The sequence below is a fragment of the Nonomuraea sp. NPDC049695 genome (assembly GCF_040674955.1).
GTDB lineage: Bacteria > Actinomycetota > Actinomycetes > Streptosporangiales > Streptosporangiaceae > Nonomuraea > Nonomuraea helvata.
On the sequence record NZ_JBFANV010000007.1, the window covers coordinates 118836 to 139397 of the forward strand.

The 20562-nt window shown below is 72.0% G+C and carries 19 protein-coding genes; 10 read left to right on the forward strand and 9 right to left on the reverse strand.

Annotated features, from left to right (window positions below):
• Positions 1-106: 106 nt before the first annotated feature.
• Both AB0J64_RS09085 and AB0J64_RS09090 read left to right on the forward strand, forming a co-directional pair.
• Positions 107-610 (forward strand): sigma-70 family RNA polymerase sigma factor, encoded by a 504-nt coding sequence (locus AB0J64_RS09085; protein WP_364023024.1) that lies wholly within the window; start codon positions 107-109, stop codon positions 608-610.
• Between the two features lie 10 nt (positions 611-620).
• Positions 621-1775 carry a hypothetical protein gene (locus tag AB0J64_RS09090; protein ID WP_364023027.1) on the forward strand — a complete coding sequence of 385 codons (1155 nt, stop codon included), beginning with the start codon at positions 621-623 and terminating at the stop codon, positions 1773-1775.
• 18 nt (positions 1776-1793) lie between these two features.
• Here the strand turns inward: AB0J64_RS09090 and AB0J64_RS09095 are convergent, their stop codons facing one another.
• Both AB0J64_RS09095 and AB0J64_RS09100 read right to left on the reverse strand, forming a co-directional pair.
• On the reverse strand, positions 1794-4004 hold the full coding sequence (locus AB0J64_RS09095) for a polysaccharide lyase 8 family protein (protein WP_364023030.1): 2211 nt from the start codon (positions 4002-4004) through the stop codon (positions 1794-1796).
• 48 nt (positions 4005-4052) lie between these two features.
• On the reverse strand, positions 4053-4874 hold the full coding sequence (locus tag AB0J64_RS09100; protein WP_364023330.1) for an Lrp/AsnC family transcriptional regulator: 822 nt from the start codon (positions 4872-4874) through the stop codon (positions 4053-4055).
• 63 nt (positions 4875-4937) lie between these two features.
• Here AB0J64_RS09100 and AB0J64_RS09105 point away from each other — a divergent pair, with 63 nt between their 5' ends.
• Complete coding sequence (locus AB0J64_RS09105) at positions 4938-6305, forward strand: MFS transporter (RefSeq protein WP_364023033.1); 1368 nt, start codon at positions 4938-4940, stop codon at positions 6303-6305.
• A 4-nt stretch (positions 6306-6309) separates the two neighbouring features.
• On the opposite strand, the gene AB0J64_RS09110 is transcribed toward AB0J64_RS09105, so the two are convergent.
• From AB0J64_RS09110 to AB0J64_RS09120, 3 genes are all read right to left on the reverse strand, one after another.
• Positions 6310-7782, reverse strand: coding sequence for a WGR domain-containing protein (locus AB0J64_RS09110; RefSeq protein ID WP_364023035.1), 1473 nt, complete (start codon positions 7780-7782; stop codon positions 6310-6312).
• 68 nt (positions 7783-7850) lie between these two features.
• Positions 7851-9185 (reverse strand): hypothetical protein, encoded by a 1335-nt coding sequence (locus AB0J64_RS09115; protein WP_364023038.1) that lies wholly within the window; start codon positions 9183-9185, stop codon positions 7851-7853.
• Positions 9186-9307: 122 nt separating this feature from the next.
• A complete protein-coding gene (locus tag AB0J64_RS09120; RefSeq protein WP_364023041.1) occupies positions 9308-9775 on the reverse strand; it encodes an ATP-binding protein in 468 nt (155 codons plus the stop codon).
• A gap of 203 nt (positions 9776-9978) precedes the next feature.
• Between AB0J64_RS09120 and AB0J64_RS09125 the strand changes: the two genes are divergently transcribed.
• Positions 9979-10161, forward strand: a complete 183-nt coding sequence (locus AB0J64_RS09125) for a hypothetical protein (protein WP_364023044.1) — start codon at positions 9979-9981, stop codon at positions 10159-10161.
• On the opposite strand, the gene AB0J64_RS09130 is transcribed toward AB0J64_RS09125, so the two are convergent.
• The 4 genes from AB0J64_RS09130 to AB0J64_RS09145 form a co-directional block, all read right to left on the reverse strand.
• Positions 10154-12445, reverse strand: a complete 2292-nt coding sequence (locus AB0J64_RS09130; RefSeq protein ID WP_364023047.1) for a xanthine dehydrogenase family protein molybdopterin-binding subunit — start codon at positions 12443-12445, stop codon at positions 10154-10156. The two genes, AB0J64_RS09125 and AB0J64_RS09130, sit on opposite strands and share 8 nt — an antisense overlap.
• A 61-nt stretch (positions 12446-12506) precedes the next feature.
• Positions 12507-13955, reverse strand: coding sequence for a multicopper oxidase family protein (locus tag AB0J64_RS09135; protein ID WP_364023050.1), 1449 nt, complete (start codon positions 13953-13955; stop codon positions 12507-12509).
• Entirely contained in the window at positions 13952-14341 is a 390-nt protein-coding gene (locus tag AB0J64_RS09140; protein ID WP_364023053.1) for a hypothetical protein, read from the reverse strand. The genes AB0J64_RS09135 and AB0J64_RS09140 overlap by 4 nt, the downstream gene beginning before the upstream one ends.
• Positions 14338-15333 carry a carboxymuconolactone decarboxylase family protein gene (locus AB0J64_RS09145; protein WP_364023056.1) on the reverse strand — a complete coding sequence of 332 codons (996 nt, stop codon included), beginning with the start codon at positions 15331-15333 and terminating at the stop codon, positions 14338-14340. Before AB0J64_RS09145 ends, AB0J64_RS09140 begins: the two co-directional genes overlap by 4 nt.
• 195 nt (positions 15334-15528) lie before the next feature.
• Here AB0J64_RS09145 and AB0J64_RS09150 point away from each other — a divergent pair, with 195 nt between their 5' ends.
• The 6 genes from AB0J64_RS09150 to AB0J64_RS09175 all read left to right on the forward strand — a co-directional run bounded on the left by AB0J64_RS09150 (position 15529) and on the right by AB0J64_RS09175 (position 20525).
• Complete coding sequence (locus tag AB0J64_RS09150) at positions 15529-16686, forward strand: sensor histidine kinase (protein WP_364023059.1); 1158 nt, start codon at positions 15529-15531, stop codon at positions 16684-16686.
• The gene (locus tag AB0J64_RS09155) at positions 16683-17342 is read left to right on the forward strand and encodes a response regulator transcription factor (RefSeq protein ID WP_364023062.1); all 660 of its coding nucleotides are present in this window, start codon (positions 16683-16685) and stop codon (positions 17340-17342) included. The genes AB0J64_RS09150 and AB0J64_RS09155 overlap by 4 nt, the downstream gene beginning before the upstream one ends.
• A 26-nt stretch (positions 17343-17368) precedes the next feature.
• On the forward strand, positions 17369-17968 hold the full coding sequence (locus AB0J64_RS09160; RefSeq protein ID WP_364023064.1) for a sulfite oxidase-like oxidoreductase: 600 nt from the start codon (positions 17369-17371) through the stop codon (positions 17966-17968).
• A gap of 1 nt (position 17969) precedes the next feature.
• Positions 17970-18701, forward strand: coding sequence for a ferredoxin reductase (locus tag AB0J64_RS09165; protein WP_364023067.1), 732 nt, complete (start codon positions 17970-17972; stop codon positions 18699-18701).
• 27 nt (positions 18702-18728) lie between these two features.
• The gene (locus AB0J64_RS09170) at positions 18729-18995 is read left to right on the forward strand and encodes a DUF6510 family protein (RefSeq protein WP_364023070.1); all 267 of its coding nucleotides are present in this window, start codon (positions 18729-18731) and stop codon (positions 18993-18995) included.
• Positions 18996-19118: 123 nt separating this feature from the next.
• Positions 19119-20525: an LCP family protein gene (locus AB0J64_RS09175; RefSeq protein WP_364023073.1), complete on the forward strand. Its 1407-nt coding sequence runs from the start codon at positions 19119-19121 to the stop codon at positions 20523-20525.
• Positions 20526-20562: the final 37 nt, after the last annotated feature.

A 20562-nucleotide genomic window follows, 5' to 3' on the forward strand; every position in this document is an offset into this window, starting at 1 on the left:
CTCCGGGAACTGACCGATCTGGTGGTGCAGGAGTATCGGAGGGCGCGCACGGGAGGAAATCCGGAGTGACGCGGTAATCGGGGGGCGTTCGGAGGGACTACTGGGTGTGGACGATCCCGAAGAACGATTCACCGAGCTCTACGACCGGCATTACCGCAGCGTACTCGGCTATGCCCTGCTGCGGGCCGAGCGTGACACGGCCGAGGACGTCTCCAGCGAGACGTTCCTCGTGGCCTGGCGGCGGCTCGACCAGCTGCCCGAGCCGCCGCTGCCGTGGCTGCTCGGCGTGGCCAGGAACCTGCTGGCCAAGCAGCGCGACTCGCACCATCGGCGCCAGGCGCTGGTCGATCGGATAGCCGCACTCAGCGGGGATCAGGTGGGCGGGGACGTCGCCGAGCACGTCATCGACAGGGAGACGGCCCTGGCCGCGCTGTCGGGCCTGCCGGAGCAGGACGTGGAGGCGATGGTGTTCGCCACCTGGTACGGCCTGCCGCCCGAGCAGGCGGCCGCCGTCATGGGGTGTTCGGTCCGCACGTACAACGTCAGGCTGCACCGCGCCCGCAAACGCCTGAACCAGGCGCTTCGCCTCGAGGTCCGCAGCACCCGATGAGGAGGATGAGATGACCGACCGCATGTTCGCCCACCTCAGGCCGGCGAAGCTCGACGAGCTCACGGAGGACGCCTACCGGCGGCGCCGCTCGGCCGACCTGGCCCGCGCCTTCGCCACGCCCCGGCAACCGCGTCGCTCGCGGCGGCCGTTCCTGCTGGTGGCGGGGACCCTGGCAGCGGGGCTCGCCGCGGCCGTCACCGTGGTGGCCGGCTCCGGTGAGAGCACCGCACCCTTGAAGGCCCCGCAGCCGCCGGTCGCCGCCCAGCCGGTCAGCGCCCGCTCCTTCCTGCTGGCGGCGGCCACGACCGCGATGCGGGAGCCGGCCGGGTCCGGCCGCTACTGGTACGTCCGCGAACGCACCTTCCAGAAGGTGCACAACGTGCCGGGCGAGTACCTGGCCGGGATCAAGGCCCTGGTCGCGGAGCAGGAGAAGGCCGAGCGGGACCTCAAGGGCGATCCCGAACGGCTCGCCGCGGCCAAGAAGGAGTTCGACCGGAAGGTCAAGGAGCTCAAGACGGCCGAGCTCCCGTACGTGGCGTACTCGGCCGACACCCGCGAGACCTGGCGGGCGATGAAGAAGGGCGAGCACGGCCGCTCGATGAGCGACCAGGACGTACGGGTCACGTTCGGCTCGCCCGACGACGAGGCGGCCTGGCGGGCGGCGGGCTCGCCCGAGCTGGTGGACCCCAAGGCCACGGCGCCGGTCCGCATCGCCGACCGGATCCTGTCCATCGACAACCCGAGCCTGACCCTGCAGAACGTGCGCGACCTGCCCACCGGCGAAGCCGGGCTGCGGCGGGAGCTGGACGCCCTCTGGAAGCGCAGCCCGAACATGGTGCACGCCGACAAGCCGACCTACCTCTGGCAGACCGGGGTGGACCTGATGACCGCGCCGATCAGGCCGGGCACCCGGTCCGCGCTCTTCAAGATCCTGGCCGACCAGCCGGGCATCGCATCGCAGGGAGAGTCCTCGGACGCGCTGGGGCGCACCGGGGTCGCCCTGTCCGCGCCCTCGGCCGACGGTTTCGACTTCCGGCTGATCATCGACGGCGACACGGCCGAGCTGCTGCAGTACGAGGTCGTGGAGAAGGGGCAGCCGCTGCTGCGGGTGGCACTGGAGCAGATGGGCTGGAGCGACTCGCCCGACCAGCGGCCGAAGGGGTGACGGCGCCCTCCTGACTGCTCAGCCGAGCCGCACGGTGACGGTCCTCGAGGCGCCCTCCTGACCGCTCAGCCCGCCGAACGTGAGCGTGGAGCCGGTCAGGCGGGCGCCGCCGCCGATCAGCCCGGCCACCGGCCGCGCCCACGTCACGGCCAGCTCGTCGAGGTCGCACCGGGGATCCGACACGGTCACCGTGGCCGTGCCGCCGCCTTCGCGCACCAGCACCGCGCAGGGCGCGGAGGCGGCCAGGCCGCCGGCGGTCCCGGGCTGCCAGAAGTTGGCCGCGATGTTCCCCAGTGAGGGCACGTGGACGGCCTGGACGCGGGCGGTGTTGGCGAGCACGCGCACCCAGCCGGGGTCGGCGGCCCTGCGGCCGGTCTCCTCCTGGCTCGCGCCGGGCAGGAGCAGGTAGACGTATCCGGCCGAACGGGGATCGACGCCGTGCTCGAGCCAGAGCGTCACGTAGTCGCGGGTCGCGCCGCCGCCGGTGCGGCGCTCGCGCAGCGTGCGGAACGGCCGGCGAACGACGTAGCCGCCGTGGCCTTCCAGGTGCGCCCAGCCTTCCTGGACCGTCAGAGCAGCGCTGGTCCTGCGGTTGTCCACGACCGTCTCGACGGGCACGCCGTCCTCCGCGGTGATGCCCGCGCCGAGGCACACGATCGCGTCGTCGAGGAAGAACCAGGACTTGAACGCCTCCAGCGTGCTCTCCAGCCCGTTCAGGTGCTGGCCGACGGTCGCGTATGTGCCGTCGGTGGCCCCGCCGACCCAGCGCCCCGGCGGGCACGTGTCGCCCCATGCCTCGCCCGCGCCGTCGGGCAGCCTGCGCGTGGAGACGGTCGTGCCGGGCAGCCGGTAGGGGTCCACGGTGGGCCAGAAGGAGTCGGAGTACTGGTCGCCGTGGCCCTCGGCCCACCAGTAGAGCATTCCCGAACCGGTGTGCCAGCCGCGCGGGTTCTCGCCGTTGCCGTGCTCGTAGTGGCCGATCCTGGCCGAGGCCATGCTGAGCGCCGCGCACCAGCCCGGCCTGCGGTGCACGGCCCTGGCGCTCATCGGCAGCAGCCGGTGCCCGACGGGCTCCGGCGCCGCGGGCACGGCGTCGTCGTCCATGATCGCGGCCAGCCGGGCGTGGAACGCGGGCTCGGGATGCGCCGGCATCGGCCGGTACGTGTCGCGTGCCGCCCAGCCCTTGACCATGGCCTGCCAGCGGGCCCGCTCGGCGGCCGGGGCGCTCTCACCCAGCAGCAGAACCGCCGCGGCGATCTCCCGCCCCTTCTCGTGGTCGCCGAACGGCCTCCTGCCGACGCCCCTGCCGCGGACCAGGTCCATGCAGGCGCCGTCCAGGACGAAGGGCGCGAACGACCGCTCGACCATGTCGAACACGTTCTGGTCGGAGACCTCCCAGGGCGAGCCCCTGAGCACCGCGAACAGCGTCGCCAGCCCCGACAGCAGCGTCACCCCGTAGGCACCCTGGTAGGGCACGTACGTGTGCTGGATGAACGACCCGTCCCGGTAGAACCCGTCGCCGTCCCGGACGAGCCGGAAGACCGGCGCGAGCGCGGAGACCGCCAGCGCGGCCCTGCCGTGGTCGGACCCGAGCATGGCCCGCAGCAGCATCACCACGCACAGGTCCACGCGGTTGGCCCCGGTGCTGGTGCCGCTGTAGTCGCCGAGCCGGCTTTCGGGGACGAAGTGGTCGACCGCCTCCCGCAGCGCCGCGCTCTGTGGTTCGGGCAGCCCGACCAGTACGGCCGTGTCGAGCAGCGCCTTCGGCACGCCGATCTGCCAGTGCCACCAGTTGCCCACCGCGTCGGCGTCCGCCGCGTACACGTGTCGCCGGTAGTGGTCCACGCCTGCCACGACGGCCGCCGCCAGGCCCGGATCGCCGGTCAGGCCGGTGCCCTCCAGCACGTACGCGTGCGCCATGTCACGCAGCCGCCGCGGCGTCGCCACGAAGGAGGGGAACGCCTGGTCCGGCCAGAGCGAGGCCCGGCCGGGGGCCATGGTGTCGCGACAGCGGGCGGCCCTCCTGCCCAGCTGGGCCAGCCAGGTCCGGTACGGCTCCGCCGCCGGGTCGTACCCGGCCCCCGCCGTCACCTCCCGCCAGCGGCGGCGTAATCGTAGGAACGAGTCGTCGGGCGTGTGCGCCGCCTCGGCGGGCACCAGCGCACCGACCGCCCCGGCCGCGGTCACGCCGCCGAGCCGCAGGAACGAGCGCCTGGTTGGCCGGTGCACGTCTCGATTATCGGGCTGCCCCGGCGCAGGGCCGTGAGCGCCCCGCCGTCAGAGGGGGAGCACGGACCCGAACCGCTTGATGGTCCTGATGATCGGCGCGGTCTCGATGTGCCCGATCGCGGGCAGCGCGCCCAGGCTCTCGGTCAGGTAGCGGTAGAACGCCGTGTCGTCGTCGCACACGACGTTGGCGATCAGGTTGGCGGGGCCCGTCGTCGCGCCCACGAACGCGACCTCCGGATGCCCGGCCAGCGCCCGCCCGGTCGCGTCCAGCTCGGCCGGCGGCACCGACATCCACAGCTGTGCTTCGACCCGCTTGCCCAGCAGCGCGGGGAGCACGTCGAGGTGGAAGAAGATCGAGCCCGCCGCGCAGAGCTGATCCATGCGGCGCCTGACCGTCGACTCCGACCAGCCTGTCGCCGCCGCCAGGTCCGCGTAGCCCGCGCGGCCGTCCCGCGACAGCGCCTCCAGCAGCGCGTCGTCGCCGGGGCCAGGAGTGATCGGCTCCTCACCGCCATGACGGGCGAACCCGCGTCCCGCCTGCAGCGCCGCCTCCTGCTCGGGCGACAGCACGGCCATCCCCGTCCAGCCCACCCAGCCGCCGGCGAACATGTGGATGCTCCTGTGCGCCGTGACCGACAGCACGCGATCCGTCCGCGCCAGCCTGCCCAGCAGCAGCGACTGGCGCTCCTTCGCCGTGCGCTGGATCGTGGTGCAGGAGATCTCGGTGCCGCCGGACAGCAGGTGCACCCAGAACGTGTCGGGGCGCCGGCCGAGCGCCTCGGCGATCGAGACCGCCGCGTCAGGCGTGCACCGCAGCCTTATCGCCCATGACTCGTATCCGACCCGCCGCCCGTCCACGACGCCGACCACCAAAACGCCAAGATCCGCGCATTGACTGGCGAATATCAGCAGGCAGGCTCGACCGTAGTCGCCATGACCCAGACCTCCGAGGCGACGACGACCAGCTGGTGGCCCCTGGTGGCCGCCTGTCTCGGCGCCTTCATGCTTCTCGTCGACGTGACCATCGTCATGGTCGCCCTGCCCCATATCACCGCCGATCTCGGCATGACATTCACCGGCATCCAGTGGTTACTGGACGGCTACGCGCTGGCCCTGGCCGCCCTGCTGCTCGCCGCCGGCTCCTTCGCCGACCACGCCGGACGGCGGAAGGTCTTCCTGGGGGCGCTGGCCGTGTTCGCGCTGGCCTCCCTGGCCTGCGGCCTGGCTCCCAACGGCGGCGTGCTCCTGGCGGCGCGCGTGGTCCAGGGCGCGGGCGGGGCCGCCATGATGGCGACGACCCTGGCCGTCATCAGCGCCACCTACCACGGCAGGCAGCGCGGCATCGCGTTCGGCGTGTGGGGCGGCGTCAACGGCGCCGCCGCGGCCGTCGCACCCGTGCTCGGCGGCCTGCTCACCGAGCACCTGCACTGGCGGGCCATCTTCCTGGTGAACCTGCCCATCAGCCTGGCCGCCGGCTGGCTCACCCTGCGCACGGTCGAGGAGTCGCGCCTGCCCGGGAAGGGCCGGCTCGACTGGCCGGGCATGGTCACGTTCACGGTCGCCGCGGGCGCCCTCACGTACGGGCTCATCGAGGCCGGGCAGCACGGCTGGACGGCGGCGCAGGCGCTCGTGCCGCTGGCCGGGGCGGCGGTGGCGCTCGCGGCCTTCGTCGCCATCGAGACGCGCAGCGCGCACCCCATGCTGGACCTGCGGCTGTTCGCCAACCAGTCGTACAGCGGGATCATGGCAGGGGCCATGCTGCTGATGCCGGCCGCGTTCGCCTGCTTGGCCTTCACCTCGATCTGGCTGCAGGGGGTCCTCAGGCTCGGTCCTGTGGACGCGGGGCTGGCGCTGACGCCGATGGCCGCCACCTCCCTGGTGGTCTCGGTGGCCGTCTCGCGCCTGTTCCCCCGGCTGCCCGCCCGCGCCGCGATCGGCTGCGGGCTGCTGCTGATCGGCGCGGGCGCGTTGCTCCAGGGCATGCTCGACCAGCACTCGACCTCGATCGCGCTGGCACCGGGACTGGTCGTGACGGGCCTCGGCGTGGGACTGGCCCTCCCGCCGCTCAACTCCGCTGTCATGCTGTACGTGCCGCCGCAGCGCGCGGGCATGGCCGCGGGCACGGTCAACACGGTCAGGCAGCTCGGCTACGCGCTCGGCATCGCCGTGCTCGGCATCCTGTACCAGGGCGACCCGGCCCCGTACGCCGCGCTGAACGACGTCTACCGGGCGAGCGCCGCCACGGGCCTGGTCGCGGGCCTGCTGGTGCTGGCGGTGGTCCGTCCAGGCAGACGCGGGTGAGATCTCAGACCAGCCGCCGGATCTCCCCGTACGCGCGGTAGAACCCGCCGCGCCCGGCCGAGCGCAGGCCATCGACGAGGTAGCGGGCTCCCGGCTCACGGATGTCCTTGGGGAACTGCACGTTCCAGGACTCGTAGCCGGGGCTGACCACGCGGACCCGCAGCCGCTGGCCCTCCTGGAAGCACTCCACCACCACGCCTTCGCCCGCGTCGGTGGCGGTCTCCAGCGTGACCGACGGCTCGACCGCCTGCAGCGAGGCCGCCGCCTTGACGTCCAGCGGCTGCGGCACGCTGCCGGCGCGGGCCGCGGTGATGGCCGCCTCACTGGCGTCGATGCAGGCCAGCGAGCCGTCGGTGGTGACGATGTAGAGCCGGTCGTCCAGGAACTGCATGGAGAACGCGGAGCCGCAACCGGTGTCCAGCTTCCACAGCCGCTCGCCCGAGGCGTCGAAGCAGTAGACCGACGACCCGTTGTCGCCCGCGAAGACGTGGCGGCCGCCCGGCGAGGTGGCGCAGGAGTAGACGGCGCCGTCGCACCGGTAGACGGCCTCGATGTGGCCGTCGTCCTTGGCCAGGCGGATCACGCTGCCCACGGAGCCGCGGGCGGTGCCCGCGTAGACGGAGTGGGCCTCCTGCCAGCCGAACAGCACCTGCTCGCGGAGGTCGGTCTGCCAGACGGGCGTGCCGTCCTGCGCGTCGAAGCAGGCGACGCCCTTCGAGTGCCCGTGGTAGACGGAGTCGTCGTCGCACCTGACCATCCAGGCGGAGTCGCCCCTGCCGTTGCGCGACCACTGGGACTCGTCCTCGTAGTCGATCATGGTGACCCCACCGGCGCGGTCGGAGACGCCGAGCATGCCGTCGTGGATGTCGAGCCAGTAGATGTCCACGTCCTCGGCGATCTCGTACGCGGCCCTCGGAGCCTTGCCGCTCAGGTCGTACACGCGGCCGTCGTCGCAGCCCGCGTAGATCCAGAAGTCGTCGGCCACGATGCACTTGACGCCGTCCGGGAGCCTGAAGCGGCCGGTCACGGTGCCGGAGTGGGTGACGGTGTAGACGTCGCCGCGCTGGTTCCCGACCCAGCAGCGCTCGCCGTCCACGAAGATGCCGAACGCCGACGCCCCGCTGTCGAAGCGCCACAGGACGGGGGCCCGCTGGACGGTCGGGCGGGTGCTGGGGGTGGACCTGGAGGTGACGCCGGCGGTGGCGCTGGGGGTGGCCGCGGGGATGATGGCCCTGCGGGTGACGGCCCGGCGCCTGCGCATTCCGCGTACCGCCGGCGCGTACCCCTTGCGGGCCTTCTCGCTGATCTTCTTGGCCGCCGCGGCCTGGGCCTTGGCCTCGGTGGGGAAGTCAGTGACCTTGGTCTGGCCGGCCTCGCCGATGCGCCCGTAGGTGATGGTGACGCTGGTGCCCGCCACGGTCACCTCGTAGAACTTGTGCGATCCGCCGCCGTCCTCCGACAGCTCCAGGTAGGTCATGTCCGTACTTCTCCCGTCTTGATCAACTGATCGGGAGAGTAGAGGACGGCGGCGACAAATCGCAGGTCTTACTTGTCGTACTCGTACGCTCCCGCGTCCACGGCGCCGTCACTGCCGTCGATCGCCCGGCCGGTCACGTCCATGTCGTTGAACTTCTTGATGCCGAGGTCGATGGCCGGGCTGCCGGCACGCAGGCTCAGCGGGTGGTCCGGGTCCGTGAGGTTGAACCGCGGGTCGGCCGTGACGTTGTTCGTGCCGCCCATCTGGTGCTGGCGGGCGCCGAAGAACACGTTGTGGTGGCTGTCGGTGACGTTCGGGCCGTAGGCGGTCTTCCACACGGCCTGGATGATGTTCTGCGACATCGACAGGTGGGCGTTGGTGCAGCCGGCGTCGCAGACCACGCCCTGGGACTCGGCCTGGGTCAGGTACACGGTGTTGTTGCGGAACACGGTGCCGAACACGGGTCCGTTCGGGTCCGGGTCCTGGCCGGGCTCCTGCGGGCCGCGGGTCACCAGGGCCGCGCCGGTCTTGGGGCCGGTGATCACGTTGTACTCGAAGACGTTGCCCGAGGTGCCGTCGGGGTCGGCGGGGCTGCCGTCCGGGAGGACCTCCCTGCTGGTGCCGAGCTCGGTGAAGGTCTCGTTGTCCACCGCGATGTTGTGGTGGATGTAGTTGTCGGAGCCGAGGAAGATCTCCACGGCCGCGCCGTCCATCCCGTAGTCGTAGCTGGACGCGATCGAGCCGCGCATCTCGTTCCAGCCGATGTTGGAGTTGTCGCCCTGGACGAGGATCGCGAACGCGCCCGAGTCGTCATTGCGCGGCTCCTCGGTGTTCTTGCTCATGTGGTTGTTGTCGACGAACTCGTTGGCCGTCACCGCGGTGTTGAGCGCCTTGGGCGCGATGTAGACGCCGGCCGCGGCGCCGGTGATGTAGTTGCGCTCGACGACGTTGTCGTTGCCCGTCACCTTGACCCCGGCCCACTCGCAGCGGCCGTCGTCCTGGGGCAGGCCGATCTGCAGGTTGAGGACCTCGATCTCGGAGCCCGCCAGGTCCACGCAGGCCTCGGTGTGCCCCGCGACGATCGGTCTGGCGCCGCTCGTGCCGTACGCGTCAACGACGATGTTCGATTCGGTGATACTGAGCTGCTGCCCCTTCCACATGCTGCCGCGCTTCAGCAGCAGCTTGGAGCCGGCGGCCAGGTTCGCCGTCGACGCCTTGGTGAGGGTCTTCCACGCGGTGGCCTCCGTGGTGCCGTCGGCGGAGTCCTTGCCGTTGACGGAGTCCACGTAATGGGCGGGGACGGCCGCCGATGCGGTGCCCGTGGCCACGGTCGTGGTGAGCGTGGTTGCGGCGAGCGTGAGTGCCGCCGCCGTCGCGCCGGTCCGCAGGTTCCAGCCTGACATTCAGCCTCCAGAACTGGCCGGGGCTCCGTCCTCGACGAAGATCATCCCCAGCTTGCGGCTGACACCTTAACCGGCTTCTGTCCGAAAGTCCCGATTTTTCCTGACATTTAATCCCGGCTACTTTACGTCCCCGCTCTCAGCGGCACCACGTTCCCGGTCGCCCCGCTCCGCGGCAGCGCGAACCAGGTCGCCTTGCCGACCAGGTCGGGATGCGTGACGTAGCGCTGAGGGTGGCAGCCGTAGAAGCCGTCGGAGAGCCGGGCGATGATCCGCAGCCCGCGCCCGTGCTCGGCCCCCACGTCCGGCGGCGACGGCTGCGGCAACAGCGGACTGCTGTCCACGACCAGGCACATGATCTCCCTGGCGTCGACGTGCAGGGCCAGTTCGTACGGCCCGTCGCCGTACATGAGGGCATTGGTGATCAGTTCGCTCACCATGAGGACGGCGTCGTCAACGAGATCCGAACAAAGGGAGAGTGCCGACAATTCATCGCGGATGATCGCTCTTGCGTGACCAACCGTCCGGGCGTCGTCGTGCAGCGGCCAGGCGTACTGCATCCGGCTCCGACGAGCTGATCGCAGCAAGGTCATGGCATCTCTTTCCTGTGTTTCCCGGGCTTCCCGGACCGAGGGGCAGCGAATACGCGTTTCGCTCAACAAGAGGACCTGCCTATGAGTTGACGTACACGGCTGTCGAAACGTGTACGCACGAAGAAGGCTTTTGGGTCGAATCTTCGGTGAGAAATCGCCATTCTTTTTATCCGCCGCCCGAAACGACGGGTATGGGCAGTGCCATGAGCAGTGCTGAAGAGAACACGCGCAAGGACGACACCCAGCCGGCCCCCGACGCGGCCCCCAACACCGCCCGCCGGCGAGGCCGGCGTGGGGAGCCGCCTCCGAAGCCCAAGCCCGCCGGGATGAAGGCGCTGGAGCAGGCGCTGTCCAAGGCGGGCAAGGAGTTGAAGGACCTCACCTGAGCGCGGCTGCGAGCAGGGACCAGAGGCGGGACGGAGTCAGGGGGACGCCGGTGATCCGGTCGGCGATCTCCGGGAGGGCGGCGGCGACCGCGTTGGCGATGGCGGCCGGTGGGCCGATCGTGCCCGCCTCCCCGACGCCCTTCATGCCGCCGGGGGTTATCGGCGAGGGGGTCTCCAGCATCACGACCTCGATGTCCGGCACCTCGCGCGTCGTCGGCAGCAGGTAGTCGGTGATGGGCTGGCCTTCGGGGGTGTAGACGATCTCCTCGGTCAGCGCCATGCCGATGCTCTGTGCCACTCCGCCGCGGAGCTGGCCCTCCACCACGGCCGGGTTGACCAGCACGCCCGCGTCGTTGACGACCCAGTAACGCTCCACCTCGACGGCCCCGGTCTCCGGGTCCACGGCCACGGCGGCCGCGTGCGCCCCGTAGGCGAACGTGTAGTCGGCCGGGTCGTAGCTGACCCGTTCCTCCAGGCCGGGTGCGGCTCCGTCCGGGAGGTCCCAGCCGCGCCACGCCGACGTGGCGAGCTCCCGCAGGGTGACCGACGCCGCGGGGTCGCCCTTCACCCGTACGGAGCCGTCGGCGATCTCCAGGTCGTCGGGGGCGGCCTCCAGCCGGTGCGCGGCGAGCGCCATGAGCTTGCCGCGCAGTTGGTCGGCGGCCCGGGTGAGCGCCCCGCCGCCGACCGCGAGCGAGCGGCTCGCGATCGCCCCGATCGACGAGTACGGCGTGGTCGCCGTGTCCCCCAGCACCACCCGGACCCGCTCGATCGGCACCCCCACCCGGTCGGCCGCCAGCTGGGCCAGCGCCGTCTCGATGCCCTGCCCCATCGAGACCACCCCGGACGACACGACCACGGACGCGTCCTGCTCCATCCGCAGGACCACCGTCTCGTAGCCGCCCGCCTGGATCGCGGTGGCCTTGAGGTCCATCGAGGGGCCCATGCCGGTGCTCTCCACGTGGCAGGAGTAGCCGATGCCGCGCCTGCGGCCGTCGGCCTTCTCGACGGGCGTGACCAGGTCGCGGAGGGTCCGCAGGGCGAGCGGGTAGTCGCCGGAGTCGTAGCGCTGGTAGACGCGCGTGGTGTACGGCAGCTCGTCGGGCCCCAGCATGTTCCGCAGCCGCAGCTCGATCCGGTCGATCCCCAGCCTGCGTGCTGCCTCGTCGATCAGCCGCTCCCTGGTCAGGGTCGCCTCCGGCTGGCCGAATCCCCGGTAGGAGCCGGTCGGCGTGGTGTTCGTGACGACGCCGCGCACGCGTACCGCCACCCGGTCGAACCGGTACGGCCCGGGCAGCAGCGTGGCCGTCACCGCGAAGGTCGAGATTCCGACGTTGGAGGGATGGGCGCCTACGTCACCGATCACGTCGGCGTGCAGCGCCAGGAACCGCCCGTCCTCGGCGAGCGCCAGCCGCGCCCGGTGCACGGCCGCCCGTGCCGGCAGCGTGGCGAACAGCCGGTCGCCCGGCGACTCCGACCAGCTCACCGGCCGGCCCAGGCGCATCGCGGCCAGGCAGATGAGGGCCTCGTCGGGATAGACGTGCTCCTTGGCGCCGAACCCGCCGCCCGTGTCGCCGCTGATCACGCGTACCCGGTCGTGGGAGAGCCCCAACGCGTCCGCCAGGTGCTCGCGCACGTGGTGGGGCGCCTGCGAGGAGATGTGCACGGTCAGCTCGTCGCCGGCGTACGAGGCCACCACGCCGCGCGGCTCCAAGGGGTACGGCGAGACCCGCCCCATCGTGAACGTCATCTCGACCACGTGCGCGGCCTGCTCGGCGAAGGAGGCCCAGTCCGCGTCGCCCAGCGTGAAGTCGGTGAGCACGTTCGTGCCCCACTCGGGGTACAGCAGCGGCGCCCCCTCCTCCATCGCCCGCTCCGTCCCGACCGCCGCGGGCAGCTCGTCCAGCGAGAGATCGACGAGCTCGGCGGCGTCCCTGGCGGCCTCGGGCGTGCGGGCGACGACGACGGCGAGGGGCTGGCCCACGTACCTGATGGCGTCGTCCAGCACCGGGAAGGACGTCATGCGCTGGCCGGGGGCCAGGCTCACGCAGGGCAGGCTCAGCCCGGCGGCGTCGGCCGGGGTGATGACGTCGAGCACGCCCTCGACCGCCCAGGCCGCCTTGGCGTCGCAGCCGACCAGGCGCCCGTGGGCGATGGGGCTGCGCACCACGTACGCGTGGAGCGTTCCGGGCAGGCGCACCGCACCGACGTACCTGCCTTTTCCGGTCAACAGCCTGGCGTCTTCCCGTCGCGGCGTCCTGGCGCCGACATAAGGCTCACCCATGGTCCCGATACTGAGCGCACCCCGCCGACCTGTCGAGGACCACCACCCCCCGCCGTGGGCGTCACACGACCTCGAAGGCCGCCATCATGGCCATGTCCTCGTGCTCCAGGTTGTGGCAGTGCAGGACGTACCGCCCGCGATAGTCGGTGAAGCGGGTGACGATCTCGACGGTCTGCGCGTCGCGCAGCTCGACGGTGTCCTTCCACTCGGGCGGCCCCTTCGGGCGCTCGCCGTTGACCGTCAGCACCTGGAAGTGGTCGAGGTGCAGGTGGACCGGATGGGCGACGTCGCTGGTCAGCCGCCAGACCTCGATGTCGCCGAGCCGGGGCCTGGCCTCCATCCGCTTGGCATCGAACGGCTTGCCGTTGATCAGCCAGCCCATGCCCCCGTTGCTGAACTCGAAGTCCCGCGTCACCTTCGCCCTGCCGGGGTCGAGCGGCTCGACCGTGGACAGCCGCGCGGGCACCGATGACTCGTCGGTCTCGTCCCGGTCCACGGCGAACCGCATGACCTTGCCCTGCGCCCCCTCCCCCGCCAGGTTCCGCAGCTCGACCTGCTGACCCAGCCGGTACGCGGAGAAGTCGATCACCACGTCGGCCCGCTCGCCCGGGGCCAGCCGGAGCTGCCGCACCGTGCGCGGCTGGGCCAGCAGCCCGCCGTCGGTGCCGATCTGGATCATCGGCCCGCCCGTCGCCAGCTCGTACGCCCGGGCGTTGGAGGCGTTGCACAGCCGCAGCCGGTACCGCGCCCTGGAGACCCGCAGCTCCGGCCACGGCGCCCCGTTGACCAGGATCACGTCCCCGAGCACGCCCCCCATGTACGCCTCCCGCACCCCGGGCCGGCCCTCCAGACCGGGATACAGCATCGTCCCGTCGGCCTCGAACGACCGGTCGCAGATCAGCAGCGGCAGGTCGCGTTCGCCCGCGGGCAGCGGCAGCGCCTCCTCCTCCGCGTCCCGTACCAGGAACATCCCGGCCAGGCCGCGCCAGACCTGCGGACCCGTGTAGTCCATGCGATGGTCGTGGTACCAGAGCGTGGCGGCCCGCTGCTCCAGCGGGAACACGTACTCGCGGGACGCCCCCGGCGCCACCAGGTCGGTGGGGAAGCCGTCGGACTCCGGCGGAGTGTGCCCGCCGTGCAGGTGCAGGACGGTCGGCTCGCTGAGCTGGTTGACCAGCTTCACGACGGTTCGCCGCCCGCTGCGTGCCTCGATGGTCGGGCCGGGGAACGTGCCCCCGTACCCCCACACGCGGGTACGCAGGCCGGGCAGTACCTCCACCTCGGCCGCCCGCTCGGTCAGCTCGTAGAAGTCGGCCCCGCCCGCGCTGCGCACCGGCTTGGCCACCTCGGGGACCGGCAGCGGCACCGCGAACGGTTTGGGGAGCGGCGCCCGGCTGGTCAGGAGCTGCGGCTGCGGGGTCCCGGCGATCAGCGAGCAGCCGGGCACCCCGGCCATCGCCACCGCGCCCAGTCCCAACAGTCGCAGCGCGTCGCGTCGTGTGGGGGTCATGACCGCGACATGACCCGGTTGAGCTGCTCAGCGCCGCCGTGGAACATCAGCACCCCCAAGGGCACGTGCAGGACCTTCAGCCCGGCGACTCCGAGGATCGCCTGCACCACCGTGGCCACCAGGAGGATCACCGCCGGAAGGATGAACGTGCTCTTCCCACCGCCGGGCCAGCGGACGAGGACCGCCACGACGACATGGACGACCCCTATGACGAGCAGGGCGACGGCCGTGGCCATGTGCAGCGCCCGGCCGCCGGGCGTGGAGAGCAGCAGGCCCGCCGCCACCGCCTGGAACAGCAGCGCGACGACGTGCAGCAGCGCCACGGCCTTGAGCACCCACATGGGCCAGGTCGCCGGCCGGACGGCAAGGGTCTGTTGTGCGGTCATGATCGATCTCCTGTGAATGCCGAGGCGGTGATGAGGGTCTCCATGCGTTCCATGGCCGAGGCGGCGGCGAACGCGCAGAGCCGTACCAGGTCCTCGTCCGTCCTGGAGCCGCGCCAGGCGGCCACGTCGGCGTCGGTCACCCGGTACGGCGCGAGCGCGACGAGCAGGGCCAGCCGGGTCCCGGGCCGCTCCCCGGCGGGCACGTCCGCGAGCGGTCCGTCCAGCCAGGCGCCGCCCATCGGCGGGTGCTCCCCGTCCCAGGCCGCGACCGCGTCGGTCACGGCGGCACGGGCGGACTCCCCGAGCAGTTCGCCGCCCGTCCTCGCCACGGCCCGGAGCGCGGCGTAGGCGGCGCCCACGGCCGTGCCCGCGCCCCAGGCGGGCTCCGGCAGCGCGGGCAGGTCCGCGACCAGCGGCAGGCTCGCGCCCGACGGCAGGCGCGTGCGCACGGCGCGCGACATCGCCCGGCCGCCCACGCTCCTGACCAGGCGCGACTTCTGGAGGTTCGCGGGGAGCAGGTTCTCGGTGAGCAGCGCCGAGGCGATGCGGTTGACGAAGTGGAAGGTCAGCGCCGTGCCGACGATCTCCGGCCCGGTCTCCGGCGTCCGCCGCCGCGACCTGGCCCAGGCCAGCAGTTCGGCGTGCCGGGGATCGTCGGGCGTGCCACCGGCGGCGATGGTCTCGGCGAGCCGGTGGTCGCCGGTCGCGTGCAGCAGCGTCGTGTGGGCGGCCACGCAGAACGGGCAGCGGTTGGCCATCGACACGCCCAGCGCCACGACCTCCCTTGCGGTTCTGGACTCGCCACCGGCCAGCAGCGACTCGCGCAGCATGGCCCAGGTCGCGGCGAGCACCTCCGGGGCGGGCGACAGGGTCAGGAAGACAGGCATACGCGCCATGCGGAAGTCGTCCGCGAGCTGCGCGTAGACCCGGGCCACCCGCCCGGTCGCGGCCTGCGGCTCGACCGGGGTGACGTAACGGAACTGGCCGGCCATTACCGGTCCTTCTCTTGGATCGTCTCCATAGCCGGACATCGTGGTCTTCTTCCGGCGCCAGGTCGTCGTGCCCGAGGAGGCTCCTCCGCCTACCGCCCCGGGCGCAGGATCGTGCGACGTACTTCGCCGGGAGTAGTGCCGAATTACGACCGGACGCCGAGGACCATGTCCGGACAGAGGCTCTAATGTGCAGGAATGACTGTTCTGAGCGAACGGCGGCCGCTCGCCCTGGACGGCGCGCTCGCCGCCGTCGTGGCCGTCATGCTCTCGGCGACCGTGCTGGTCACCCCGAAGGCGGGCGGCCTCGACCTGGCCGCCGTACTCGTCGGCTCGCTCGCCGTGGTCGCCTGGCGGCGGGCGCCTCTGGTCGCGCTGCTGGTCAGCACCGTCTGCATGCTCGTCTACTCGGTGCACGCCCAGCCGGGCCCGCCCGCCATGTTCCCCGTCCTGGTGGCGATCTTCGGGTCGGTACGTGCCGGCCACCGGCTCGCGCCGGCGCTGGCGGCAGCGGCGTTCCTGGGCGCCGGCCTGACGGTGAACCTGGCCAACGCCGGGGGGCAGGACCTCAAGGACGTCGTGCAGCAGACGGTGTTGCTGGTCGGCTGGTTCCTGACCGCGGGCGTGACGGCGACGGTCGCGCGGCACCGGCAGGCGTACGTGGAGCAGGCCGAGCAGCGGGCCGTCGAGGCCGAGCGCACCCGCGAGGAGGTCGCGCGCCGCCGCGCGGGCGAGGAGCGGCTCAGGATCGCCAGGGAGCTGCACGACTCGCTCACCCACAGCATCTCGATCATCAAGGTGCAGGCGGGCGTGGCCGTCCACCTGGCACGCAAGCGCGGCGAGGAGGTGCCCGGCGCGCTGCTGGCCATCCAGGAGGCCAGCGGCGACGCCATGCGCGAACTACGCGCCACGCTGGAGGTGCTGCGCGACTCCGACGCTCAGGAGGGCGAGGGCGACGAGACGCGGGCCAGCGGCCTCGACCGGCTCGACGACCTGGTGGAGCGGGCCCGCTCGACCGGCCTGCCCGCCACGGTGACGATCTCGGGGGTACGCCGGGAGCTGCCGCCCGACGTGGACCGGGCCGCGTACCGGATCGTGCAGGAGGCCCTCACCAACGTCTCCAGGCACTCGGGCGGGGCGGCGGCGTCGGTGCGTATCGACTACGGCGGTGAGGAGCTGGTCGTGCAGGTGGACGACGACGGTCAGGCGCGCAGGGACGCGCCGCCCGTGCCAGGCGTGGGCCTGCTCGGCATGCGCGAGCGCGTCACGGCGCTCGGCGGGCGGCTGCTGACCGAGCCCCGCCCGGAGGGCGGCTTCACCGTACGCGCGGAGCTGCCATTGGGGGAACCGGCGTGATCCGCGTACTGCTCGTGGACGACCAGGCACTCATCCGCGGCGGCTTCCGCGCGCTGCTGGAGGCCGAGGACGACATCGAGGTCGTGGCCGAGGCCGCGAACGGCGAGCAGGCCGTCGCCCTCGCCCTCGAGCACCTGCCGGACGTGGCGCTCGTCGACGTGCAGATGCCGGTGATGGACGGCATCGAGGCGACCAGGCGCATCGCGGCCGACGAGCGGCTGAGCGCGGTCCACGTCGTGATCCTCACCAACTACGGCCTCGACGAGTACGTCTTCAACGCGCTCAGGGCGGGCGCGGGCGGGTTCCTGGTCAAGGACACCGAGCCCGCCGACCTGCTGCAGGGCGTCAGGGTCGCGGCCCGCGGCGACGCGCTGCTCTCGCCCGCCATCACGCGCCGCCTGATCGGCGAGTACGTGGCCCGCCGCCCGTCGCCGGAACCGCAGGGCCTCGACGTGCTCACCAACCGCGAACGCGAGGTGGCCGCCCTGGTCGCCCGCGGCATGTCCAACGACGAGATCGCCGCCCACATGGTCATCAGCCCGACCACCGCGAAGACACACGTCAGCAGGGCGATGACCAAGCTGGGGGCACGTGACCGCGCGCAGCTGGTGGTCTTCGCGTACGAATCGGGCCTGGTCACTCCGCGTAAGGGCTGACGGGAGGCGTGTGGTGAAATGAGCGCGTGAGCATCATTTCGCGCGGCTTCCACGGGCGGCGCAGACCCGACAGCGACCGGCTGCCGCCCGGGCAGTACCTGGTGGACGACTTCCCCGTGCTGTCCGCGGGACCGACGCCGCGGGTGCCGCTCGACCGGTGGGAGTTCGCCATCGACACGGAGGCGGAGCAGACGCACCGGTGGTCGTGGGAGGAGTTCCAGGCGCTGCCCATGGAGACGCCCACGGCCGACATCCACTGCGTGACCAAGTGGTCCAAGCTGGACACCACCTGGGAGGGTGTCTCGCTGGACGTGCTCTTCGAGGACGTCGAGACCGCCGCCGAATACGCGCTGATCCACTCGTACGGCGGCTACACCACCAACCTGCCGCTGGAGGACCTGCTCGACGGCAAGGCGTGGCTCGTGCACCGCTTCGACGGCGAGGACCTGGAGCCCCGGCACGGCGGCCCGGCCCGGCTGATCGTGCCGCACCTGTACTTCTGGAAGTCGGCCAAGTGGGTACGCGGCATCCGCCTGCTCAACGAGGACTGGCCCGGCTTCTGGGAGACGGCCGGCTACCACAACTACGGCGACCCGTGGCGCGAGCAGCGCTACGAGGGCGACTGACGTGCCGCCGCGCCTGGCCTGGCGGGCGGCCGAGCTCGTCGAGATCGCCGGGGAGAGCGCGACCGCGCGCACGCTGTGCTTCCGGGTGCCCGGCTGGCCGGGACACCTGCCCGGGCAGCACGTAGACGTGCGGCTGACGGCCGACGACGGTTACACCGCGCAGCGCAGCTACTCGCTGGCCGCGCCCGCCGACGGCGACTTCATCGAGCTGACCGTGGAGGCCTTCCCCGACGGCGAGGTGTCGCCGTACCTGACCGAGGTGATCGCGGTCGGCGACCAGGTCGAGGTCCGCGGCCCGGTGGGCGGCTGGTTCGTCTGGCGGCCGGAGAGCAAGGCGCCGGTGCTGCTGGTGGCCGGCGGGTCCGGCATCGTGCCGCTGATGGCGATGATCAGGGCGCGCAGGCAGGCGGGCAGCCGGGTGCCGTTCCGGCTGATCTACTCGCTGCGCGACCAGGACCGCCGCTTCTACGCCGAGGAGCTGCGCCGCCCCGATCCCGGGCTCGACGTCACCTACCTCTACACGAGGTCCGCGCCTGCAGGGGCGTCCCGTCCGGCGGGGCGGCTCCTGCTGGACGACCTGGCTGAAGGCGGCTGGCCCGCGACCTTCGAGCCCGACTGCTACGTGTGCGGGCCGACGGGGTTCGTGGAGGCGGCGGCCGACCTGCTGGTCGCGCTGGGCCATGCCCCCGAGCGCATCAGAACCGAACGTTTCGGCCCCACCGGGGGCGGCTGACAATGTGGGGACATCGTGGGAGCTGACATGACCGCAGAGCACCTCGACGGCAACGCGCTGGGCGGCCCGCTCGGCGAGATCTTCGCCGTGGACGTCACCGCCGCCACCGGCCGCTGCGCCGGCTGCGGCCTGACGGGCCCGGTCGCCTCGCTCCGCGTGTACGGCCCGGAGCCCGGCCTGGTGGCCCGCTGCCCCGGCTGCGACGAGGTGATCCTGAGGCTGGTACGCGGCCCCGGCACGGCCTGGCTCGACCTGCGCGGCACGGTGTCGCTCCGCGTTAACCTTCCCGACTGACCAGGTTTCTCCGTACGGGTGTGCCCGGGTGGGTACACTCGGGCACGTTCAACCGGCCGAGATCTGTACGGCGAGGCTCTTGGCCATGGGCGGCGGCCCTCGGCCCTGTCCCTCTGGAGTCACGTGAGCAGCGGGCTTGTCGACGCGCCGCCTTCCGAGCCGAGCGCGCCACCCCGGCGTCGCCGCCGCTGGCTGCGCTGGGTGATCGCGGTCACCGTGACCGTCGTCCTCCTGGTCGCGGGCGTCGCCGTGGGCGTGCTGGCGAAGCTGAACGGCAACGTCAAGCACATCGACGTCACCGACGACGACCTCGGCGCGACCCGGCCGCCCAAGGTCGCGGGCACCGCCATGAACGTCCTGGTCGTCGGCTCCGACCAGCGCGACGGCAAGAACGCCAAGTACGGCCGCCACATCGCGGGCGAGCGCACCGACACGATCATGCTGGTCCACGTGTCGTCCAAGCGTGACGGCGCCATGGTCGTCAGCTTCCCGCGCGACTCGCTCGTCCAGCTGCCCGCCTGCCGCGCCACCGGTGCCCTGCCGGGCCAGCGGCCGCACCTCGGCATGATCAACGAGTCGTTCAACTCCGGCGGCATCGCCTGCACCTGGAAGACGATCGAGTCGCTCACCCACATCCGCATCGACCACTTCGTGAAAGTCGACTTCACCGGCTTCAAGAGCATGGTGAACGCCGTCGGCGGCGTCGAGGTCTGCCTGCCCGAGCCGGTGAACGACAAGAAGGCCCTGCTGCACCTGCCCGCCGGGCGGCAGACGCTCAACGGCGAGCAGGCGCTCGGCTACGTACGCGCCCGCTACAGCATGGGCGACGGCTCGGACATCGGGCGCATCCAGCGGCAGCAGATGTTCATCGCGTCGATGGTCAAGAAGGCGATGAGCGGCGAGACGCTCACCGACCCGGCCAAGCTGCTCGGCATCCTGGACGCGGGCACCAAGGCGGTGACCACCGACCGCGGCCTGACCTTCGGCGTCATGAAGGACCTCGCGACCAGCCTCCAGGGTCTCGACGCCGGGCACATCCGTTTCATCACCACGCCGTGGCACTACTCGCTCACCCAGCCGGGCCGGGTCGAGTGGGTGCAGCCGCAGGCGGGTCGGCTGTTCCAGATCGTGGCCAAGGACGAGAGCGTCCAGGGCGTCAAGGGCGGACAGGCCAAGGTGGGCCGTACGAAGATCCAGATCGAGCTGCGCAACGGCACCTGGCGCAGCGGCCTCGGCACCCAGGTGGCGGCCTTCCTGGAGCAGCGCGGCTACCACATCTCCAAGATCGGTGACTCGGCCCGCAAGCCGCAGCCCAAGACCACCGTCCTGTACGGGCCCAACGGCGAGACCCGCGTGCCCACGCTCACCGACGACCTGCTCTCGGCTGTCACGCGCAAGGTCGAGGGGGCGCAGACCAACCGGCTGGTGCTGGTGATCGGCGACGACTGGAAGGGCCTGAAGCCCCTGCGCGCGGACGACACGGAAGCCCTCAAGGGCTTCGACGCCACCCACGACACCTGCGCCACCTGACCCCGTCGCCCCGCGCGCGCCGCACGACAGGCCACGT